Annotated in this window: 23 protein-coding genes; 12 read left to right on the forward strand and 11 right to left on the reverse strand. The window is 69.5% G+C overall.

What is annotated here, in order from left to right; genetic code table 11:
- Positions 1–34: 34 nt before the first annotated feature.
- The 4 genes from OG210_RS11010 to OG210_RS11025 are packed head-to-tail and all read right to left on the reverse strand — an operon-like array spanning position 35 to position 3,029.
- Entirely contained in the window at positions 35–1,378 is a 1,344-nt protein-coding gene (locus OG210_RS11010; RefSeq protein WP_328330069.1) for an NADH-quinone oxidoreductase subunit D, read from the reverse strand.
- Positions 1,378–2,100, reverse strand: coding sequence for an NADH-quinone oxidoreductase subunit C (locus OG210_RS11015; protein WP_328330067.1), 723 nt, complete (start codon positions 2,098–2,100; stop codon positions 1,378–1,380). Before OG210_RS11015 ends, OG210_RS11010 begins: the two co-directional genes overlap by 1 nt.
- On the reverse strand, positions 2,097–2,651 hold the full coding sequence (locus OG210_RS11020; protein WP_266854392.1) for an NADH-quinone oxidoreductase subunit B family protein: 555 nt from the start codon (positions 2,649–2,651) through the stop codon (positions 2,097–2,099). The genes OG210_RS11015 and OG210_RS11020 overlap by 4 nt, the downstream gene beginning before the upstream one ends.
- An 18-nt stretch (positions 2,652–2,669) precedes the next feature.
- Positions 2,670–3,029: an NADH-quinone oxidoreductase subunit A gene (locus OG210_RS11025; protein ID WP_250299117.1), complete on the reverse strand. Its 360-nt coding sequence runs from the start codon at positions 3,027–3,029 to the stop codon at positions 2,670–2,672.
- Positions 3,030–3,940: 911 nt separating this feature from the next.
- Here OG210_RS11025 and OG210_RS11030 point away from each other — a divergent pair.
- The 6 genes from OG210_RS11030 to OG210_RS11055 all read left to right on the forward strand — a co-directional run bounded on the left by OG210_RS11030 (position 3,941) and on the right by OG210_RS11055 (position 9,594).
- A complete protein-coding gene (locus OG210_RS11030) occupies positions 3,941–4,753 on the forward strand; it encodes a C40 family peptidase (RefSeq protein ID WP_328330063.1) in 813 nt (270 codons plus the stop codon).
- 222 nt (positions 4,754–4,975) lie between these two features.
- The gene (locus OG210_RS11035) at positions 4,976–5,656 is read left to right on the forward strand and encodes a DUF899 family protein (protein WP_328330061.1); all 681 of its coding nucleotides are present in this window, start codon (positions 4,976–4,978) and stop codon (positions 5,654–5,656) included.
- Positions 5,657–5,803: 147 nt separating this feature from the next.
- Positions 5,804–6,322 carry a nuclear transport factor 2 family protein gene (locus tag OG210_RS11040; protein ID WP_371536037.1) on the forward strand — a complete coding sequence of 173 codons (519 nt, stop codon included), beginning with the start codon at positions 5,804–5,806 and terminating at the stop codon, positions 6,320–6,322.
- A complete protein-coding gene (locus OG210_RS11045; RefSeq protein WP_371536039.1) occupies positions 6,319–7,200 on the forward strand; it encodes an SDR family NAD(P)-dependent oxidoreductase in 882 nt (293 codons plus the stop codon). The genes OG210_RS11040 and OG210_RS11045 overlap by 4 nt, the downstream gene beginning before the upstream one ends.
- Positions 7,201–7,524: 324 nt before the next feature.
- A complete protein-coding gene (locus OG210_RS11050) occupies positions 7,525–8,949 on the forward strand; it encodes an RICIN domain-containing protein (RefSeq protein ID WP_371536042.1) in 1,425 nt (474 codons plus the stop codon).
- A gap of 102 nt (positions 8,950–9,051) precedes the next feature.
- Positions 9,052–9,594, forward strand: coding sequence for a DUF1707 domain-containing protein (locus OG210_RS11055; protein ID WP_371536045.1), 543 nt, complete (start codon positions 9,052–9,054; stop codon positions 9,592–9,594).
- Between the two features lie 46 nt (positions 9,595–9,640).
- On the opposite strand, the gene OG210_RS11060 is transcribed toward OG210_RS11055, so the two are convergent.
- The 3 genes from OG210_RS11060 to OG210_RS11070 form a co-directional block, all read right to left on the reverse strand.
- The gene (locus OG210_RS11060) at positions 9,641–9,925 is read right to left on the reverse strand and encodes a hypothetical protein (protein ID WP_328330051.1); all 285 of its coding nucleotides are present in this window, start codon (positions 9,923–9,925) and stop codon (positions 9,641–9,643) included.
- 11 nt (positions 9,926–9,936) lie between these two features.
- Positions 9,937–12,375: an ATP-binding protein gene (locus OG210_RS11065; RefSeq protein WP_371536048.1), complete on the reverse strand. Its 2,439-nt coding sequence runs from the start codon at positions 12,373–12,375 to the stop codon at positions 9,937–9,939.
- 204 nt (positions 12,376–12,579) lie between these two features.
- Entirely contained in the window at positions 12,580–13,299 is a 720-nt protein-coding gene (locus tag OG210_RS11070) for a Crp/Fnr family transcriptional regulator (RefSeq protein WP_371536051.1), read from the reverse strand.
- Between the two features lie 165 nt (positions 13,300–13,464).
- Here OG210_RS11070 and OG210_RS11075 point away from each other — a divergent pair, with 165 nt between their 5' ends.
- Positions 13,465–14,205 carry a hypothetical protein gene (locus OG210_RS11075; RefSeq protein WP_328330045.1) on the forward strand — a complete coding sequence of 247 codons (741 nt, stop codon included), beginning with the start codon at positions 13,465–13,467 and terminating at the stop codon, positions 14,203–14,205.
- Between the two features lie 14 nt (positions 14,206–14,219).
- A complete protein-coding gene (locus tag OG210_RS11080; protein WP_371536053.1) occupies positions 14,220–14,663 on the forward strand; it encodes a hypothetical protein in 444 nt (147 codons plus the stop codon).
- Between the two features lie 119 nt (positions 14,664–14,782).
- Here OG210_RS11080 and OG210_RS11085 read toward each other — a convergent pair whose 3' ends face one another.
- From OG210_RS11085 to OG210_RS11095, 3 genes are read right to left on the reverse strand one after another with little or no spacing between them, the layout of a single operon-like run.
- Positions 14,783–15,178: a hypothetical protein gene (locus OG210_RS11085; RefSeq protein ID WP_328335722.1), complete on the reverse strand. Its 396-nt coding sequence runs from the start codon at positions 15,176–15,178 to the stop codon at positions 14,783–14,785.
- A complete protein-coding gene (locus OG210_RS11090) occupies positions 15,081–15,284 on the reverse strand; it encodes a transposase family protein (protein ID WP_371536056.1) in 204 nt (67 codons plus the stop codon). Before OG210_RS11090 ends, OG210_RS11085 begins: the two co-directional genes overlap by 98 nt.
- Entirely contained in the window at positions 15,229–15,681 is a 453-nt protein-coding gene (locus tag OG210_RS11095) for a transposase family protein (protein ID WP_371536059.1), read from the reverse strand. Before OG210_RS11095 ends, OG210_RS11090 begins: the two co-directional genes overlap by 56 nt.
- A gap of 175 nt (positions 15,682–15,856) precedes the next feature.
- On the opposite strand from OG210_RS11095, the gene OG210_RS11100 reads away from it, so the two are divergent.
- Both OG210_RS11100 and OG210_RS11105 read left to right on the forward strand, forming a co-directional pair.
- On the forward strand, positions 15,857–17,011 hold the full coding sequence (locus OG210_RS11100) for a pentapeptide repeat-containing protein (protein WP_328330039.1): 1,155 nt from the start codon (positions 15,857–15,859) through the stop codon (positions 17,009–17,011).
- Positions 17,012–17,185: 174 nt separating this feature from the next.
- Positions 17,186–18,361, forward strand: a complete 1,176-nt coding sequence (locus tag OG210_RS11105; protein ID WP_371536062.1) for a trans-acting enoyl reductase family protein — start codon at positions 17,186–17,188, stop codon at positions 18,359–18,361.
- Between the two features lie 19 nt (positions 18,362–18,380).
- On the opposite strand, the gene OG210_RS11110 is transcribed toward OG210_RS11105, so the two are convergent.
- The gene (locus tag OG210_RS11110; protein WP_371536065.1) at positions 18,381–18,863 is read right to left on the reverse strand and encodes an ATP-binding protein; all 483 of its coding nucleotides are present in this window, start codon (positions 18,861–18,863) and stop codon (positions 18,381–18,383) included.
- 258 nt (positions 18,864–19,121) lie between these two features.
- Here OG210_RS11110 and OG210_RS11115 point away from each other — a divergent pair, with 258 nt between their 5' ends.
- Positions 19,122–19,970, forward strand: a complete 849-nt coding sequence (locus tag OG210_RS11115; RefSeq protein WP_328330033.1) for a helix-turn-helix transcriptional regulator — start codon at positions 19,122–19,124, stop codon at positions 19,968–19,970.
- 10 nt (positions 19,971–19,980) lie between these two features.
- Positions 19,981–20,181 (forward strand): DUF397 domain-containing protein, encoded by a 201-nt coding sequence (locus OG210_RS11120; protein ID WP_328330032.1) that lies wholly within the window; start codon positions 19,981–19,983, stop codon positions 20,179–20,181.
- The last annotated feature ends 106 nt before the right edge of the window (positions 20,182–20,287 follow it).

A 20,287-nucleotide genomic window follows, 5' to 3' on the forward strand; every position in this document is an offset into this window, starting at 1 on the left:
GCCGATGCCGCCGGAGCCGCCGAATGAGCTTCCGTCATCGGTCGACGCCTCCCATCACGGGGTCGATGGACGCGACGGCGACGATGACGTCGGCGACCTGGCCGCCTTCGCACATCGCCGCCATCGCCTGGAGATTGGTGAAGGACGGGTCGCGGAAGTGGACGCGGTAGGGGCGGGTGCCGCCGTCCGAGACCATGTGGACGCCCAGTTCGCCCTTGGGCGACTCGACTGCGGTGTACGCCTGTCCGGCCGGGACCCGGAAGCCCTCGGTCACCAGCTTGAAGTGGTGGATCAGGGCCTCCATGGAGGTGCCCATGATGTTCTTGATGTGATCCAGCGAGTTGCCGAGTCCGTCCGGGCCGAGCGCGAGCTGCGCGGGCCAGGCGATCTTCTTGTCGGCGACCATGACCGGGCCCGGCTCCAGCCGGTCCAGGCACTGCTCGACGATCCGCAGCGACTGGCGCATCTCTTCGAGGCGGACCAGGAAACGGCCGTACGCGTCACAGGTGTCGGCGGTCGGCACGTCGAACTCGTAGTTCTCGTAGCCGCAGTACGGGTCGGTCTTGCGCAGGTCGTGCGGGAGGCCGGCGGAGCGCAGGATCGGCCCGGTCGCGCCGAGCGCCATACAGCCGGCCAGGTCGAGATAGCCGACGTTCTGCATGCGCGCCTTGAAGATCGGGTTGCCGGTGGCGAGCTTGTCGTACTCCGGCAGGTTCTTGCGCATCGTCTTGAGGAACTCGCGCAGCTGGTCCACGGCGCCGGGCGGCAGGTCCTGGGCCAGTCCGCCGGGCCGGACGAACGCGTGGTTCATCCGCAGTCCGGTGATCAGCTCGAAGAGGTCGAGGATGAGTTCGCGGTCCCGGAAGCCGTAGATCATGATCGTCGTCGCGCCCAGCTCCATACCGCCGGTGGCGATGGCCACCAGGTGCGAGGCGAGCCGGTTGAGCTCCATCAGCATGACCCGGATCACCGAGACGCGGTCGGGGATCTGCTCCTCGATGCCGAGCAGCTTCTCGACGCCCAGGCAGTACGCCGTCTCGTTGAAGAACGGCGTCAGGTAGTCCATGCGCGTGACGAAGGTGGTGCCCTGGACCCAGGTCCGGTATTCGAGGTTCTTCTCGATGCCGGTGTGCAGATAGCCGATGCCGCAGCGGGCCTCGGTGACGGTCTCGCCGTCGATCTCCAGGATGAGCCGGAGCACACCGTGGGTGGACGGGTGCTGCGGTCCCATGTTGACGACGATGCGCTCGTCGTCGGCCTTGGCCGCGGACTGGACGACCTCGTCCCAGTCGCCGCCGGTGACTGTATATACAGTCCCCTCGGTCGTCTCGCGGGCCGAGGCGGCCGAGGTACGGGGAGCTTCGCTGGAAGTGGTCATCAGGTGTACGACCTCCGCTGGTCCGGGGCAGGGATCTGGGCGCCCTTGTACTCGATGGCGATCCCGCCCAGGGGGTAGTCCTTGCGCTGCGGGAAGCCCTGCCAGTCGTCCGGCATCATGATCCGGGTGAGGGCGGGGTGGCCGTCGAAGATCAGGCCGAAGAAGTCGTAGACCTCGCGCTCGTGCCAGTCGTTCGTCGGGTAGACGGTGACCAGCGACGGGATGTGCGGGTCCGCGTCCGGCGTGCCGACCTCCAGCCGGATCAGCCGGCCGTGGGTGATCGAGCGCAGGTGGTAGACCGCGTGGAGTTCGCGGCCCTTGTCGCCGGGGAAGTGCACGGCGCTGACGCCGGTGCAGAGTTCGAAGCGCAGGGCCGGGTCGTCGCGCAGGGTCTTCGCCACGGTCAGCAGGTGCTCGCGGTCGATGTGGAAGGTGAGTTCGTCCCGGTCGACGACCGTCTTCTCGATGGCGTTCTCCGGGACGAGCCCCTGCTCGTCCAGCGCGCCCTCCAGCTCGTCGGCGACCTCGTCGTACCAGCCGCCGTAGGGGCGGTTCGTGGCTCCGGGCATGGCCACGGTCCGTACGAGACCGCCGTATCCGCTGGTGTCCCCGCCGTTGCGGGCGCCGAACATTCCCTTGCGTACGCCGATGACCTCACCGGCTTCGCCGCGCGGGGCGGGCGCCGCGCCGTTCTCTTCGCGCCGCTCTTCGTCGCCGCTCACCGCAGCAGCCCCTTCATCTCGATCGTCGGGAGCGCCTTGAGGGCCGCCTCCTCCGCCTCGCGGGCCGCTTCGGCCTGATTGACCCCGAGCTTGGAGCTCTGGATCTTCTGGTGGAGCTTGAGGATGGAGTCCATCAGCATCTCGGGACGCGGCGGGCAACCGGGCAAATAGATATCAACCGGGACGATATGATCTACACCCTGAACAATTGCGTAATTATTGAACATACCGCCTGAAGACGCACAAACCCCCATGGAAATAACCCACTTGGGGTTGGGCATCTGGTCGTAGACCTGCCGCAGGACGGGCGCCATCTTCTGGCTCACCCGCCCTGCCACGATCATCAGGTCCGCCTGCCGCGGTGAACCGCGGAAGACCTCCATACCGAACCGTGCGAGGTCGTAGCGGCCCGCACCCGTCGTCATCATCTCGATGGCGCAGCAGGCGAGGCCGAACGTCGCGGGGAAGACGGAGGACTTCCGCACCCAGCCGGCGGCCTGTTCGACGGTGGTCAGCAGAAATCCGCTCGGCAGCTTCTCTTCGAGTCCCATGGTGTGCTCCTCAGCCCCTCAGTCCCATTCCAGACCGCCGCGCCGCCACACATACGCGTAGGCGACGAAGACGGTGAGCACGAAGAGCAGCATCTCGACGAGCCCGAAAAGCCCCAGGGAGTCGAAGGTGACCGCCCAGGGGTAGAGGAAGACGATCTCGATGTCGAAGACGATGAACAGCATCGCCGTCAGGTAGTACTTGATGGGGAAACGGCCGCCTCCGGCCGGCGTGGGTGTCGGTTCGATACCGCACTCGTAGGCCTCTAGCTTTGCCCGGTTGTAGCGCTTGGGACCGATAAGCGTGGCCATGACCACGGAGAAGATCGCAAACCCTGCCCCGAGGGCGCCGAGCACGAGGATGGGCGCGTAGGCATTCACGCTCCTCGCTCCTTCCAGTCGTCCTTGACCGTTGGACCGCATCGGGCCGGCTCGTCCGCCTCGCTCCCCCGCCGTCCTGACGAAGATCGCGAATATGTGAAGCAGGTCACAAGCCCGACTGCCCCGCATCCTATGCCCGCCGGTCTGTGATCTGCGACACGGGGTACGACAACGCCTTTGTGATCTCCACCACCTGACGAAGGATCATCAAGTCGGATGACCGGTGATCTTCATACGTGAAGCGCCCGAGTGGTCACGAGACGTGACATCTCACTGTGTCAGCGCTGGTCGAGAGCGTGCACCACTATCAAGTAGTGGCCCTTACATGCAAATTGGCGATGGACACGGATGGGTGATATCGACCCTTCGACCGGAGGAGGGGAGACATCCGGCGAGCGCGAAGCGGTGCGTGCACGCGTTCACTAGCGGACCCGGGGGTGGCTACGGGGGTGACGCGGGGGCGGCTACGGGGGTGGCTACGGGAGCGACCGCGGGGCCGACCGCGGGCTCGGTCGCGGCTCGGTCCGGGCAGCGATCGGCAGCTGCCCGAAGGCGCCCCGGGCGCGATCCACAAGAGGGACAGAAGGGGCGCGGAAGAGGGGTATCCGCGACTTCGGTCGCGGACGCAGCACCGGCACCCTCCGGTTCGCGGCGGCCGTGTGACCTGCCTCACCCGGGCCGGGTGCAGAAGAAACAGGGCTTGGCCAACCTCGTGAACGGATGGTAGGCGTCGGGCAATTCGGGCGTATTGCAGAAAGCCCATGATCACGACCTTGATCGCACGCGCCCGTATTGCCCGTTTCGGCGTCAATAAAGGCCACAGGCAACCGGAATGAAGTCTTCCAGTCGTAACTGTGGCGCAACACACGTTTGTTGAAGCCACCCCGGAATGCCTGATAGCGGTAGTGCTCATGTCCCACACCGCTCACATACCCAGCCACCGGAAGCCCCGCCGCAGCAGCGCAGCCAGGACCGCGCTCCGTGCCGGAGTTGCCGGTGGCGTTCTCAGCACCATCGCAGTGGCGGGTGCAGCTGGTTCGGCGAACGCGGCCGAGCCGGTGAACGAGAGCACCATCCAGATGCCCACCCTCAGCGCGGCCCAGGTAGCCGACGTCACGGAGCAGGTCGCCGCCGACCTCCAGCAGCAGGCCCAGCAGGACACTGCGGCCCAGGACGCCGCCAAGGCCGCCAAGAAGGCCCACACGGAGGCCGTGCACAAGGCGGAGGCCAAGAAGAAGGCCGAAGCGAAGGCCAAGGCCGAGGCCAAGGCGAAGGCAGAGGCCGCCGCGCGCGCCTCCCGCTCGTCCGCCCGTACGACGCTGCACGCCGTCACCACGGCCGCGAGCTCGTCCAGCTCCTCCATCGGCTCCGGCTCCGTCGCGTCCATCGTGAGCTTCGTGAAGTCCCACATCGGCGACGCGTACGTCATGGGCGGCACCGGCTCCAGCTCCTGGGACTGCTCGGGTCTGGTCCAGGCCGCGTACAAGAACGTCGGTGTCGACCTCCCCCGCGTCTCGCAGGGCCAGTCGACCGCGGGCACCCAGGTCTCGCTGAGCAACCTGCAGCCCGGCGACATCCTCTACTGGGGCAGCTCCGGCAGCGCGTACCACGTGGCCATCTACGTGGGCGGCGGCCAGTTCGTCGGCGCGCAGAACCCGAGCACCGGTGTGGTCGAGCGCCCCCTGAGCTACGACCAGCCGACCGGCGCGGTCCGCGTCCTCTGAGTCCGCGTCCTCTGAGTCCGGGCGCCTGAGCCTCCGGGCATCTGAGCACCGTTTGCGTTCGGCCGAGGGCCGTCACTCCCCCCGCTCGGGAGTGGCGGCCCTTCGGCGTACGGCGGCGGAGTGGTCCTGTCGTTTCGCTGCCTGGTACGCCCGTTGCGTGGGCATACGCTGCTGCGCCGGAGCAGAAGTGGCCACCAGACAGCGGCTCAGCCGGAGGTAGCGATGCGTCAGACCAGTCTCACCGGGGAATCGGCCGAATACCTCAGCGCCCGGGAGGAGCTGCGGCAGGCCGAGATCGAGCTGATGCGCCACCGCGAACGCGTCGCGGACCTGCGTCGCCGGCTGCCGCTGGGCCCGGTCGTCGACGACTACGTCTTCGAGGAGGGGCCGGCCGATCTGCAGGCCGGTGACGGACCGGTGAAGACCGTGCGCCTGGGTGAACTCTTCACCGGGCCCGGCCGGAACCTGATCGTCTACCACCTCATGTACGGCAAGAAGCAGACCGAGCCGTGCCCCATGTGCACGATGTGGATCGACGGCTTCAACGGAGTGGCCCACCACGTGGCGCAGAACGCCGATCTGGCGATCGTCGCCGCGGCCGGCCTGCCCGAGCTCCGCACGCACGCCCGAAACCGGAAGTGGACGAACCTGCGTCTGCTCAGCGCCGGTTCCAGCACCTTCAAGTACGACCTGGGCAGCGAGGACGCCGAGGGCGTCCAGGACTCACAGGTGTCCGTGTTCACCCGCGACGACGACGGGTCCGTACGCCACGTCTACTCGGCCCACCCGCGGATGTCCGACGACATCGACCAGCGGGGCATCGACCTGCTGAGCCCGGTCTGGCACCTCCTCGACCTGACCCGCCGGGGGCGGGAGGACTGGTTCGCGGCGCTGCGCTACTAGGGCGTGCCGTCAAAGTGCCGTCGTCGCCCGAAGGCCGCCCGCCCCGGTATCCACTTCTCCCACTGACAGGGAAAGCGCCGTGGCCTCCGCACGCACCCGCCGCATACCGTCTCGGCCGACCCATCCGTCCGCCGAGAGGAGCCGGCGATGCCGTCGCCGTCCGCCGCCCCACCGAGTCCGAGCCTTGCCGAGCGCGTTGCCCGGTTGGAGGCGCGGCAGGAGATCGAGGAGCTGAAGTACCGCTACCTGCGCGCGTGCGACCACAAGGACCCCGAGGAGTTCCGCGCCTGTTTCATCCGTGAGGGCGCCGACATCGACTACGGCGAACTGGGCTCCTTCGCCACCGTCGATGACCTCGTCACCCTCTTCAGCCGGATCGCGCTGGCCCGGGGCAGCGAGGGCCACACCATCCTGGACATGCACCACGGCCTGCACCCGCAGATCACCTTCCGCTCACCCACCGAGGCCACTGGCCGCTGGACGCTGCGCTTCCGGCAGATCGACCTCGCCGAGGAGACCGAGCGGGTGATGTGCGGTGAGTACGACGACCGTTACGTCGTCGAGGGTGGCACCTGGCGCCTGGCCAGGCACCACTTCCGCACCCTGTGGTCACTGAGCCGCCCGCTGCCCCAGGGGTACGCCGTCGACCAGGGAGGGTTCCAGTGACCGGGCAATCCAGGGAGACCGACGAGACCGGGCAGACCGGGCAGACCGGGCAGTCCGCGACGCGCGTCGCGCTGGTCACCGGCACCGGCAAGGGAGTCGGCCGGGGCATCGCCGCCGCGCTCGGCGCGCACGGCTGGACCGTCTACGTCACCGGCCGGGGCGAGCCGGGCCCGGGCAGCCCGCAGGCGGAGACCGTCCGCCGGGTCACCGAAGCCGGCGGCGAGGGCATCGGCCTGCGCTGCGACCACCGCGACGACTCACAGGTCGAGGCAGTGATCGCGCGGATCACGGGCGAGCGAGGCCGACTTGACCTGCTGGTCAACAACGTGTGGGCAGCACCCGACGGCATGGCCGGGTTCGACGAGCCGTTCTGGACCCGGCCCGTCTCCGACTGGGAACCGCTGATCGGCATCGGCCTGCGCGCCCACTACGTCGCATCGGTGCACGCGGCCCGTCACATGGTGGCCCGCGGCAGCGGCCTGATCGTCAACATCTCCTCGTTCGGCGCCCGGGCCCCGCTGCACTCGGTGCTCTACGGCATCTCCAAGGCGGGTCTGGACAAGATGGCCGCCGACATGGCGCATGAGCTGCGCGCGGCTGGGGTGTCGGCGCTCTCCCTCTGGCCCGGCCTGGTGCGTACGGACGGGCTGGTCGAGGCCGGTGTGAAGGAGGTGGCCGGGTTCCGGTTGGCGGACGCCGAGTCACCCGAGCTCGTCGGCTCCGTCATCGCCCGTCTCGCGGACGACAGCCGGCTGCCGGAGCGCAGCGGGCACACGTATGTCGTTGCCGAACTCGCCGAGGAGTACGGGGTGACCGAGCCCGACGGCCGCCGCGCCGCCTCGCACCGCGCGGCCTTCGGCGGCGGCCCGCTGTACTGACGGCCGGCCGGGATGGAGGCAGGGATGGAGGCCCGGGTGGAGGCCGGGACGGCGCCTCTGTCGATGCGCCGGTATGTGACTGGAAGGCGACTGTCGGGGAGTCTGCGCGTTCGCTACATTGGGCGGCCGGGACGCCGGGGCCGGGTGTCCGGGATACCGGGGCGGCAGGAGCTGAACGCCCCACCGCAGGTCGGCGTGCGGTACCGGATCTGGAGGGTGTGGTCCGGACTGCGCCGCGAAGGGCAACAGGACAGGCCGCTCAGGGCATCGGGCCTGCCCCGCAGCCTGGTGACACGGCATCATCGCGCTGACTAGCGTCCGTGCGTGAGCATCTGGACTTCTCTGGAGCCTGCTTCCACCACGGTGGACCCGGGCAGTACGGCCACCGTGCGGCTACGGCTGCGCAACACGGGCGACGTCGTCGACGAGTACCGGTGCGTACCCGTCGGTGACTTGGCCCCGTACGTGACCGTCGAACCACCGACCATCCGACTCTTCCCCGGCACCACCGGCACCGTGGACCTCACGTTCGCCCCGCCGCGCACCCCCGACGCCATCGCCGGACCCAACCCGTACGGCGTCCAGGTCATCCCCACCGAACACCCCGAGGCGACCACCGTCCCCGAGGGCAACGTCACCATCACCCCGTTCACCGAAGTCCGCGCCGAACTCGTACCCCACACCGTCAAGGGCCGGTTCCGCGGACGCCCCAAGCTCGCGATCGACAACCTCGGCAACACGAAGCTCACCGCGTCGATCAACGGCAGCGAGAACGGCGACCAGCTCTCGTACGAGATCCTCCCGGCCAACGTCCAGATCGAACCCGGCCGCGCCGCCTTCGTACGCGCCACCCTCCGCCCCCGCCAGATCATCTGGTTCGGCCGCAAGCAGGACCGCCCGTACAAACTCGGCATCCAGCGCTCCGGCACCAAACCGCTCGACGTCGACGGCACCTACGTCCAGCGCGGCGTACTGCCCCGCTGGCTCGCCACCTTCTTCGCGATCCTCATGGCCATCGCCATCGTCTTCGTCATGTACTGGTTCACCCACAAGCCCACCGTCGCCACCCGCGCCACCGCCAAGGTCGAACAGGCAGGGGACATCCCCGCACCAGCTCCCTCAGTCAACCTGCCGCCACCCGCGGCGAGCGTTCCGCCGCCCGCCCCGTCCCCCTCGAACCAGGACAACGGGGGCAACAGCGGTGGCGGCGGCGGAGGCGGTGGGGGCGGAACCAAGAAGAAGCCCGATCCGGCGAACGCCAAGCATGTGGAGATCAAGAACCCGGTCACCCGCCTGTGCGCCGATCTCCCCGGCACGGACCAGGGCCAGATCGGCGGCCCGGTCCAGGAGAGCGACTGCAACCCCACGGACCAGGACAACCAGATCTGGGATCTTGAGGTCCAGCGCCCGCACGGCGGCCCGGACGACAACAGCCTCTTCCAGATCCGCAACATCAAGGACCGCCTCTGCATGGACCTGCCGGAGGGGGGCCCTCAGCCGATCGGGGCCCAGGTGTCCGAGTTCACCTGCGCCGGCACCAATCCCGACAACCAGCTGTGGTGGCTGGAGAAGCAGGACGACGGCCACTACTGGTTCCACAACTACGCGAGCGACGGGCTCTGCCTGAACGTCGACGGCTACAGCCCGCCCGGTAAGCCGGTCACCACCAAGACCCGGCTCACCCTGCACCAGTGCAGCAACACGGACGACCGGGAGTGGGACATCAACAAGGTCACCCCGGGGCTGTAACCCCACCGGTCCTTCCTGGACAACGGGCGGGCGGCGGGCGACAACCCGCCGCCTGCCTGCCTCGGCCTGTTCGCATCGCCGGCATCGCACTAGAGTGAAACGGTGCAGTCCTTGCCGGAAGACCCGTCGCAACCGATCAGTGAAGACGACCGCGACAGAGCCGTACAGCGCCTTCAGGTGGCGTACGCCGAAGGGCACATCCCGCACGAGGAGATGGACGGACACATCCATCAGGTACTCACCGTCACCACGCACGGCGAGCTGGTGGCGGCCATGGCCTCGCTCCCGGCGGAGAAGCCGGGCACCACGTCCAGGATCGCTGCCGCCGCCGGACGGATCCGTCGGCGCGGCGCATGGCTGGTACCCCGGGTCCTCAAGGTCGAGTCCGCATTCGGGAAGGTGCGCCTGGACCTGTCCCGGGCGGTCATCGAACACGCGGAGATCGACATCGAGCTGCAACTCGGCACCGGCAGCGCCAGGATCACGGTGCCCCGCGGGGCGATCGTCGATATCGAGGGCCTGCACTCCGCGTGGAAGGAACCGCACTTCGCGCCCCGACGGCACTCCCGTCCGGGCGCGCTGAGGATCCGGATCTCCGGGACCATGGGGTACGGACGGCTGAAGATCCGCCACGCGCGGCGCTGAAGGCCGGATCGCATCCGTCGCCCGGCCGGCTTCTACGCCCCTGGCGCTACTCGACCGTGTCTGCGGGCGGCTGAGCGGACGTGTCCCGCGTCGGGCCGTCCTGGTGAATGTGCATGTCGCCGTTGGTGACCGCGTAGACCGTGCCGTGATCCTTCGCCGTGTTGGTCTGGGTCGACGTCGCGGGGTCCGGTTCGGGCAGGGGTGGTGTCGCGGGGGCGGGTTGGTGCACTTCGACGTGGTTGTCGTGGCCGACGACGACGGGGCCGGACACGTCTCCGCCGATCCGGACGGTGAACTCGTCGCCCGACGAGCGCTGCGGCGATGGTGACACGATGATGGCTCCTACGAGTAGCAGAGATCGGTCACCGCGGATGCGTCGTCGGCTACGACGTCCACATAGTGGTCCATGGCCGTCAGGTCGTCGCGGGTGATCGCACTCGCGAGAGACGCGTGGTCGGAAGACTCCTTCTGGAGCGCCGACTTGATCGATGGGTCGGTCGCCACTCCGGCCGCTGCTCCAAGGTCCTCCGAGAGCTGCTGCTCGTTTGCGGCCCACGCCTGATCAGCACCGGGGTTCGTGATCGGTGCCGTTGCCCCGGCCTCATCGGACTTCTGCTTCGCGTCGGACTGCTCCTTGCATCCCGCCGGGTCCTGGAGGGGATCCTCGGTGGGCGTCGATGTGTCTGTCAGCTCCGACGGAAGGGAGAACGACGGGGTCGGAAACGCATCGTTGCGCGCGGCACCCGATTGCGACTGTCCGTTGTGGGAACTTGGCGAGCTGACGGCGTAGCCCACGCCTGCGACCAGCGCACAGGCCGCGACCAGGGAGACGATGGTCACGACGAGGGTGCTCACGCCCGCGCTCGCCGCTCCCACCGCCGTCGCTGTTGTCGCTGTTGTCGTTGCTGTCGCGGCACCGGACGACGCTGTCGTGGCGCCACCCCAGGAACCGCCACCGGCACCCGCCGAGTGTCCGGCTGCGCCGGACGCCCCGCCGTGGCCCGTGAGACCCGAAGCACTGCCGCCGCCGTGCCCCGAAGCAGCAGACGCACCGCCCCCGCCGTGCCCGGAGGCCGATGCAGCGCTGCTTCCATGGCCCGAGGCCCCGCCCCAGGAGCCTCCGCCTCCGGAGCCCACCGACGGCTGGGCCAGGGCGCCATGACCGGTCGCGGAAACACCGGAGTGGGCCGACCCGAAGCCGTGCTGACCCATGTAGTGATGGACGTCGAAGGAAGGTTGCCCACCACTCGCATGAGCCCCCGCCCCTCCGGCTGCACCACTCGCATGAGCACCCGCCCCCGCCCCTGCGCCCGCTCCTCCGCCGCCACTGGCCGCCGGCCCGGCAGCCAGTTCGTGCCCGAGCCAGGCCGCGTGGGCCAGCAGCGCCGCGTACACGACCCGTTTGCCGATCAACAGGGCCCGGACGGCCTCCTCATGAAGGAAGTACGCCTCGGCCTGACGGTCGCCGGCGGCGCGCGACGCGACCCAGCCACGGCCGAGCAGCCGCCCCCACACACCGAACCGGAGCGAGCGGGCCAGCCCCGGCGACGTGGCCCGTGCGAGCCGCACCGCCAGATCCGGGTGGCCCGCCGTCTCGGCCACCTCGGCCACCTTCGCAAGCACCCCGCCATGGGCGGCCAGTTCCTGCGGCGTGGTTTCCCGGAGCGCCGCCCACCGCGTGAAGTGGTCGCACAGCCGCTCGGCCGGGAACGGCGCGGGGAAGCGTCCACGCACCACCGGCACCGTGTCGGCGACGGAGGCGTAGCCGTACTCCCCGAGACGCGCCAGCCCCAGGCGCACCAGCCGGTCGCACACCGCGTCGGGCTCCGCCACCTCCGTCAGCGCCCCCACATGTACGGCCGCCACTTCCGCCCCGTCGAAAGTCGCCAGCAGGTGCAGTACCCCCATCACCGGCTCGTCGTCGGCCAGTTGGCCGAGCAACGCCGGGAGCAGGTCGGCTACTTCGCCGACCCGCGGGAGCCTGACCTCACCCTCCGCCCCGGAGCGCGCCAAGGCAGCCGCCCGCAGCAGAGGCAGCGGCAGACCACCGGCGGCCCGGCACAGGGAGGCGGCGGTCTCCTGGTCCAGTTCCGACAGCGGGCCGTCCAACTCACGTTCCAGCAGTTCAAGTCCGGCGGCTTCCGACAGACCGCACAGCTCCAGCGCCGTGCCGCCGCTCCATAATGTCCGCTCTTCACTGGCGAAGACGAAAGTTGCCTGCGGGGCCAGGTCCATCAGATCGAGGAGCCCGTCGGAGGTCAGGCCGGCGTCGTCCACGTACACCGTCACCCGCACACCGGCCATCAGCCGTCGCATTTCGGCCCGGTTCGGCGCGTACCCCGGGGCCTCGTAGCAGGCCTCGAACACGTCCTGGGCCAGGTCCTCGATATCGCGATCGGCCCCGCCCAGGAACACCGTCCCGTCCGGTCCGGGGGGCAGCAGCCGCGCGGCATGCCGCAGCAGCGTGGTCTTGCCGACCCCGGGCGGCCCCCACAGCTGCACCGGTCCCCCGGATCGGACTGCCGCAGCCAGCGCCTCCGCCGCCTCCTCCCGGCCCACCGGCTCCGGCAGGCTCCGAGGCAGCACATCGGCCCGCTCCCTGCGCTGGGGGCGGGGCAGTTCGGGACCCACCAGCACGGTGACCCGAGAGCCCTGTTGCGCGTCGACGACGACGTTGTGGTTGCCCGCGATCACGGAGCCGGTGACGCTGCCGCCGACGTCGATCCGGTGCGTCGCCCCCGGCCCGACGGGTGTCGGCGTGTTGTCATCCGTGTCTGGCATCGCTCCCCCTGTTCCGCCCGGCGGCGTCCGCTGCCGCCGCTTCTGTCATCGCCTCGCCGGGAGGCCGTTCTGCCGTCGCCTCGCCGGCAGGCTGTCGGCCCGCTGTCACGCTAATGGCCTGCTGCCGCCCGAATACCGTCCTACGACGGCTTTCCGGCTTTCCGGCTTTCCGTCGATCGCTCGGGACCAGGGATGTAACGGACCTCAGGGAAAAGCGAGTTGGCGTAGCTGTGCGAGATTCTCGACCCGGAAGGTCCGATAGCCGGTGGACACCACACCTGCTTCACGGAGCCTTCGCAGCGCCTTCTGCACGGTGGGCTCCGCCGCACCGGCCAGGGTGGCCAGTTCGGGCTGAGTGATCGGCCAGCGGATGACGGCACCCGCGCCGGTCCGCTCTCCGTAGGTCATGGTGATCTGGTGGAGCACCCGGGCCAGCCGGGTCGGGGCGTCGCAGCCGGTGAAGTCGATGCGGTGGCCCGTCGCGACCCGCAGTTTCGCGACGATCGACTCGTTGACCGCCTGGGCGATCCGCCGGTCGTGCCGCAAACAGCCGAGGAAGTCGGCACGGGTCACGACGCGGGCGATGACCGGCCCGCACGTCGTCACCGTCGCGGACCGTGGCTGCCCGTCGACCGCGGCGAACTCGCCGACGAGGTCGCCCCCCATCCGGACGGCCAGGAGAGCGTCCCGGTGGTCGTTGGTACGTCCGGTCGCCTTGACCACCCCGTCGAGCAGGATCAGGAGGAACGTGCTCTCCTCCGCCTCACGGATCAGCACCCGGCCGCCCGGGTAGCGCGCGAGGGTCCCCAGTGCGAGCAGCCGTTCGCGCGCCGCCTGCGGGAGGCCCCCGAGCACGCTCGCCGACGGCCACGCCCATGTCTCACGCGGTCTCCGCCCGGCCCGCCGCTCCGCAGGATTCGCCACGGCACCAGTGTGCACCCGGGCGGAGTGCCGGGCATGGCTCCCAACACCCCTTGTTCGCGTTACGGGTTCGGCGCATTCCGTACTGGGACGGGATCTCCGCCGTACACCTGGTGCACAGTGGGAGCGCGGCAGGGCCGGCGGGACCGGCCGGACCGGGAGGAACGCATGGACGCAGTACTGGAGTACCGGCCCATGGTGGCTGTGGACATCGAACGTTCGGGGGGCCGGGGCGACGTGGCCCTGCTGCGCATCCGCGAAGTGCTCCTGACCACGCTTCAGGATGCGCTGGGGGAGAGCGGAATCGACTGGCAGGCGTGCCGCGTCAACGACCTCGGGGACGGCCTCCGGATCGTCGCCCCTGCGTGGGTGCCGAAGCCCAGGCTGATCCACCCGCTCTTCCACGAGCTGGTGGTCAGGCTGCACGCGCACAACCGGACGGCCGCCGGGTCGACGCGGATCCGCCTCAGGGTGGCGTTGCATGCCGGTGATGTGTGGGTCGGACGGGCCGGGGTCGCCGGGGGGCCGCTGGAGGTGCTCGCCCGACTGCTCGATGCCCGCCCGGCCCGGGAGGCGCTGGCCGGGGCACCCGGCACGGTGCCCGCGTCACTCCTTGTCTCGCAGCACTTCTACGACGAAACAGTGCGGCACGGATACCCGGGCATCGATCCCGAGTCCTTCCAGCGGGTTGATGTCGCGGAGAAGGAGTACTCGGCGAACGCCTGGCTGCACCTGCCCGGGGCAGCCGCTCCGCCGGGGAGAGCGGCTGCCCCGGACCAGGCGGTCGAGCCGCACCGGCGGGACCGCCCGGCCCATCTGTCGAAGATGGTCAACAAGGCTTCCGGGCACGGCGTCGTCTACGCCACGCAGAACGGCAACCAGAACATCAGCGGACGCACGCCCGACTGAGGGAAGGGAGTGACGTGGAGGACGAACTGGTCACGCTCGCGGCAGCCGGAGCGACCACCCTGGTCACCGCGATGACCACAGACCTGTGGCAGACCGTGCGCGACGGCGTCGCGGACCTGTTCCGCCGGTCCGGCCGGCGGCGCCGGGAGATCGCGACCCGGCTCGACAGCCACGCCGCGCTCGTCGAAGGGGCTGCGACCCCCGACGTCGCGCGCCAGGCACTCCTGAGGTCCTGGGAAATGGAACTGGAAGCCCTCCTCCGCAGAGAGCCGTCCTGCCGTGAGCCACTCGCGCGCCTGGTGGAGGAGGCGCGGCGCGCGATGCCGGACGACCGCCGGGAGGTCATCCACACACACCTGGAACAGAACAACACCGCCCACGGCTCCGGCACGGTCTTCGCTGTCCAGGGCGGCGACCAGCCCGTGCACTGGCCGGGACGGAGTAACCCGCCCCAATGAGCGGTACGGTCCTGCCGATGTCGTGAGCCCCTCGCTTGTCGCGCCCCCATCTGGTCCATACAACCTTGGGAGCGATTGAGTTCGGGGCGTGTTGGCCTGGCGGTTGGCCGGCGGGGTGCTCAGCAGGCGGCCTGCCGGGCGAACACCAGTTCGGTGCTCGACTTGCGGCGGGTCGCCCGCCGGGCGGAGCGGTCAGAGACCAGGGCGGCGATCGCGAGGTGAGTCTCGGCGTAGGTCTCGCGACGACCTGTGAACCGCTGCAGGGGCCGCCACTGCTTGTACTCGGCGTTGGTGTGCTCCACGCAGATCCGCGCGGAGGACTGGCGGCGTCGCTGCTCGCGCCAGGCGTGGTGCTCGCCCAGCGGCGCGTCGTCCTTCGGCTTCTTCGGCGGGGCGCTGACCTGGCCGGGAAACTCGTTAGCCAGCCCCCGGTAGCCCTCGTCGACTTCGGCCTTGACTTTGGGGCCGGTGGAACTGTTCGGCGATGCCCTCAGTGCGCACGGCGGTTTGGTCATGCATGCGGCCCGGCCGGACCACACCGCTGAACAGGGTGCGGCCCTGCGGGTCACTGAAGGTGGTGGTCTTGATCGTGTTCTGCTTCTTCTTGCCGGAGACGAACACCTTGCGGCCGGGGTGGTGGGCGCGGGGCGGCGGACCTGCACTTCGGTGCCGTCGATACGCAGGTCAACGCCCTCCGCGCCGGCGTAGGCGAACAGGTCCTCCAGCGTCCGCAGCCGCACCCCGGCCGGTCCGGGACGGCGAAGCCGCGGGTCGCCGGCAGCGGGCGGACCTCGCGGATCGCTCCGGAGGCGGTGGAGCGGTCCACTCCATACAGTTCAGCCAGAACGGCGTGCGGGATCCCGAGCCGCAGGTGGACCAGCGTGACCAGGAGCCGGTCGACGAAGACCAGGCGCTGCTTGGGCCCGGCGCCGGCTGCCCGCCTTCGCTCTCCACCACGCCGTTCGTGCAGTGTCGACTCCCGCGCGGACTGCCACCGGGGCGCGAGTTCTTCGAGCAACTCGCCGAAGTGTGCGCGCGAGATGCCGGACAGGGCAGGTTAGGAACAGGCCGCACGGGCCCAGGTAAGGCTCCCAACTCACTTAAATCGTCACGGCCGTTCTCATGCTTCGGGTCAGTGGCACAGCACTCTTGATCGTCTTCTGAGCGGCGCCTAGGCTCCCATGCCCATGGAGATGGGGGAACCAGCCCGTCGGCGGCGGGCATGGCACGACGGGCTGGTCAGGCGCCGGGTGGCCGCAGGTCTGCTGGCCGGTGCGGGGTTGGTCATTCTGGGCACGCTGTTCGTCGTACTGCCGGGCGTGGTGGTCGACCACGATCTCGCCGGGGCGAGCGTCGCCGCGCAGGATCGGCTGAAGGCGGTGAACGATGTCCGTACGACGCTTCTGCAGGTGGTCGGTGGCCTGGTCGTGCTCTTCGGCGCGTACGCCACCTGGCGGCAACTGCGGGTGAGCCAGGACGGTTTGCGCGCCACTCAGGAGGGCTACGTCACCGATCGATTCAGCCGGGCCGTTGACCAGCTCGGCAGCGACAAGCTGGATGTGCGCATCGGAGGGTTGCACGCGCTGTGGCGGATCGCGGAGCAGTCCGCCCGCGACCGGGAAGCCATCATCTCCATCCAGGCCGCGTATCTGCGTACACACCTGCCCTGGCCACCCGCCGGGCCGGAATCACCGGCGGCAGACGTACCCATCAACGACATCGCACCCCTGGAGACCCGCGCCGCCGACGCCCAGGTGGCGCTGACCGCGCTCGGCGTGCTGTGCCGGCACCGGGAGCAGTCCTGGGTCAATCTCAGCATCAGCGACTTGCGCCGGGCCGACTGCGACGGACTGTGGTTCCCCGAGGTCAACTTCGACCGTGCTTGCCTGGAGGCGGCGGGCCTGTACCACGCCAATCTGACCCAGGCGTCCCTGGTCTCGGTCAACCTGCGGCACGCCGACCTCACGACTGCGATTCTCCGCCGGGCTCGCTGCACTCTTGCTGACCTACGGGCCTCGAAGCTGGTCGAAACCGACTTGCGTGACGCCGACTTCACCGAGACCGACCTGCGCGAGGCAAACCTGCGTAAGGCCGACGCCCACGGCGCGGTCTTCCACCGCGCCGACCTCCGCATGGCCGACTTGCGCGGCACCGACTTGAGCACCGCCAACCTTGCCGAAGCACGCCTGACCGGCGCCCTGGCCAGCGAGCACACCCGCTGGCCGGCCGACTTCGACCACACAGCCGCCGGAGTCGTAGACACCGAGGACCCGGGGCCCGAGCCCTCGCCCCTACTCCAGCCGCCCGGGATGACGTGGCAGGCACCGCCACTGCGGTCCACCCCCTGACCAAGACGCGGCGGTCAAGACTGCGGCGACCGCGATCCGCCTGACCGACGTCACTCCTCCTCAGAGGCTTCCTGATCGCGCAGAGCCCCCAGATCGCCAGGCAGATCCGGGAGCTGACATTGCTCCCGAGGTTGTTACCGTTGGGTAGCCACAAGCTGAGGATAGCGCGAGACCATGGATCGTGCGTACGACATCGTTCTCGTCGGTGCGACCGGCTTCGTCGGCGCCCTGACCGCCGACTACCTGGCCCGCAACGCCCCCGGGGACTGCCGCTGGGCACTGGCCGGACGCAGTACCGAGGCGCTGCGCGCGCTGCGGAGCCGGCTCGCGGAGACCGTGCCCTCGGCAGCCGATGTCCCCCTGCTCCACTTCGACGCGCACGACCCCGCCACCGTGCGGGAACTCGCGTACTCCACCCGGGTCCTCGCCACGACGGTCGGCCCATACGTCCAGCACGGCATGGGTACCGTCGCCGCCTGCGCCGACGCCGGGACCGACTACGTCGATCTCACCGGCGAGCCGGAGTTCGTCGACACCGCCTACGTCCGGCACCATGCCCGCGCCCTGCGGACCGGAGCCCGGCTGGTGCACGCCTGCGGCTTCGACTCCGTCCCGCACGACCTCGGTGTCCAGTTCACCGTCGAGCAGTTGCCGCAGGGCGTACCGCTCCGCGTCGACGGTTACGTGCGCACCAGCGCCGCTCCCTCCGGCGGCACTCTCGCCTCCACCCTGACCGCGCTCTCCCGGGGCCCGCAGATGGTCCGCGCGGCGCGTGACCGCCGTAACGTCGAACCCCGGCCGACGACCCGCCGGATCTCCACCCCTGCCCGGGCGAGGTTCGCCCCCGAGGTCGGCGCCTGGGCTCTTCCGCTGCCCACCATCGACCCGCAGGTGGTGTCCCGCTCGGCCGCCGCCCTCGACTCCTACGGCCCGGACTTCCGCTACCGCCATTACGCGGCGGTCCGTCGGCTGCCGGTCGCTCTCGGCACGGTCGCCGGGCTGGTCGTGGTGGCGGGCGCCGCCCAGCTCCCCGCCGCCCGGCGCTGGATCTCCAGCCGCCTCGCTCCGGGCGACGGCCCGTCCGAAGAGCGCCGGGCCCGCAGTTGGTTCAGCGTCCGGTTCGTCGGTGAGGGCGGAGGCCGACGCGTCTGCACCGAGGTGTCGGGCGGGGACCCGGGCTACGACGAGACAGCGAAGATCCTCGGCGAGTCCGCGCTCAGCCTCGCCTTCGACGAACTGCCCGCCCTGGCGGGCCAGCTGACCCCGGCTGTCGCCATGGGCCCGGCCTTGCGGGCCCGGCTGGAGCGCGCCGGGCTGCGCTTCAGGGTGGCCGCGCGGCGGGGGGACTGAGCCGGGCGGGGGACCCTGTTCATGGGGAGGCGGAGAACGACGGGACGACGCGTTCGGTGCCGCTGACGAGTGTGAACCAGACAGATTTGGACTCCGGTACGGGTTCGCCGTTGGCCCTGGTTCCCCAGCGGGCCGCGAGGGCTTCCACCAGGACCAGGCCACGGCCGTGCTCGTCGCAGGGGATGTGTTCGGCCTGCGCGCGCCAGGGCAGCGATGCCGGATCGTCGTCCGTCACGTACACCGTCACCCGCTTCGGGTTGACCGTGACATCCACCCGGACGAGTGGCGAGCGGGTGTGGCAGTACGCGTTGGTGACGACCTCGCTCACGCAGAGGCGCCCGTCCTCCACGAGACCGGGGTGACCGGTGGCCCGCAGGAGGGTTCCGAGGAAGTCCCGCACGATGCCGGGCGCGGTCGGGCTGTTGGGCGCGATCAGCCGGTAGCTGGCCCCGCGCTGCGGGAGGGGTGGACGGGGTACTCGACGGGCGGTGACAGGGGTCATCCGGTGGTCTCCCTTACGTGGTCCGGTCTCGGCCGCAGCACGCATCGCCATCCATGACCCGTGGCATCGGGCACCTGTCATGCCGTCAACTGGCATGTGGATGGCTGCACTTCGGGACGAGTGGCGTTCCGTGCGACGCCATGGACGCTAGGGCACAACAATGTGACGGTGCAACAGTGGGACGCCCGTAGCACCCATACGAGTGGACCAGTGACACAGTGAGGCGGCACACTCGTACCGCACGAACAGGAGGGGTCGATGCCGCCAAGGAGCTACCCGACCGCCAGGCAGAAGCGCCTGGGCGCAGAACTTCGCAAACTGCGCGAGCGCGCAGGCATGTCCGGGAGCGAGGCAGCCGCGTATCTCGGTGGCGAGCGGGCCCAGATCAGCCACATCGAATCGGGCCGGTACGGCGTGAGCGATCAGCGCGTCCGCCGGCTCGCAGCCCATTATTCGGCGAACGACAAGCACCTCGTCGACGCGCTCGCGAGCATGGCCGAGGAGCGCACCAAAGGGTGGTGGGACGAGTATCGCGGAATACTGTCGCCCGGCTTCCTGGACCTGGCGGAACTGGAACATCGAGCGACGTACCTCCGCTCCATCCAGATGCTGAATGTCCCCGGCGTCTTCCAGACGGAGATGTACGCGCGAGACCTGATTCGAAGCGGAGTGTCCGACCTCCCGGCCGATGAACTGAACGCCCGCGTGGAACATCGGGTGCGTCGGCGCGATATCTTCGACCGGCCTTCTCCGACACCGTTCGAAGCATTCATTCACGAAGCCGCCCTCCGCATGAGGTACAGCGACACCGGCACCATGAGAGACCAACTCACCTTCCTGCGTGAGGTCTCCACCTGGCCATCCGTAACGATCCGCGTCATCCCGTTCACAGAGCAGATCAACGGATCGGTGCACTCAATGCTGTACGCCGGGGCCAGCATCCCGGCGCTCGACACCGTCCAGATCGACAGCGCCTTCGACGCGGGCTTCCTGGACGCCGAGGCCCAACTCGCCAGTTACCGAGAGCTGCTTGATTCCATCGAATCAATCTCACTCAGCCCGAAGAAGTCGGCCCAATTCATCCACCGCATCGCACAGGAAATGTGAGTCAACCGGCATGACCGACGCAATCAACTGGCAGAAGTCCTCATTTTCGGGAGCAGACAACAATCAGAGCTGCATCGAGCTGGCACCTGTTGACGGCTCGATCAAGATGCGCGAGAGCGACGACCCCGCCGTGGTGGTGACCACCAGCGTCGAAAAGCTTCGCGCCTTCGTACTGGGCGTGAAGGCCGGGGAGTTCGACCACCTGATCTGACCAACCGCCGGATCGCCCTCCACCGAGCCGGGTGGGGGGCGTTTCGCATGCGGCGGCACAACGTAGCGACGTAGCACTGTTGCGCCTGGCGTACCAATAGCGCTAC

Origin of the sequence: Streptomyces sp. NBC_00466 (genome assembly GCF_041433995.1) — a bacterium.
Lineage (GTDB): Bacteria > Actinomycetota > Actinomycetes > Streptomycetales > Streptomycetaceae > Streptomyces.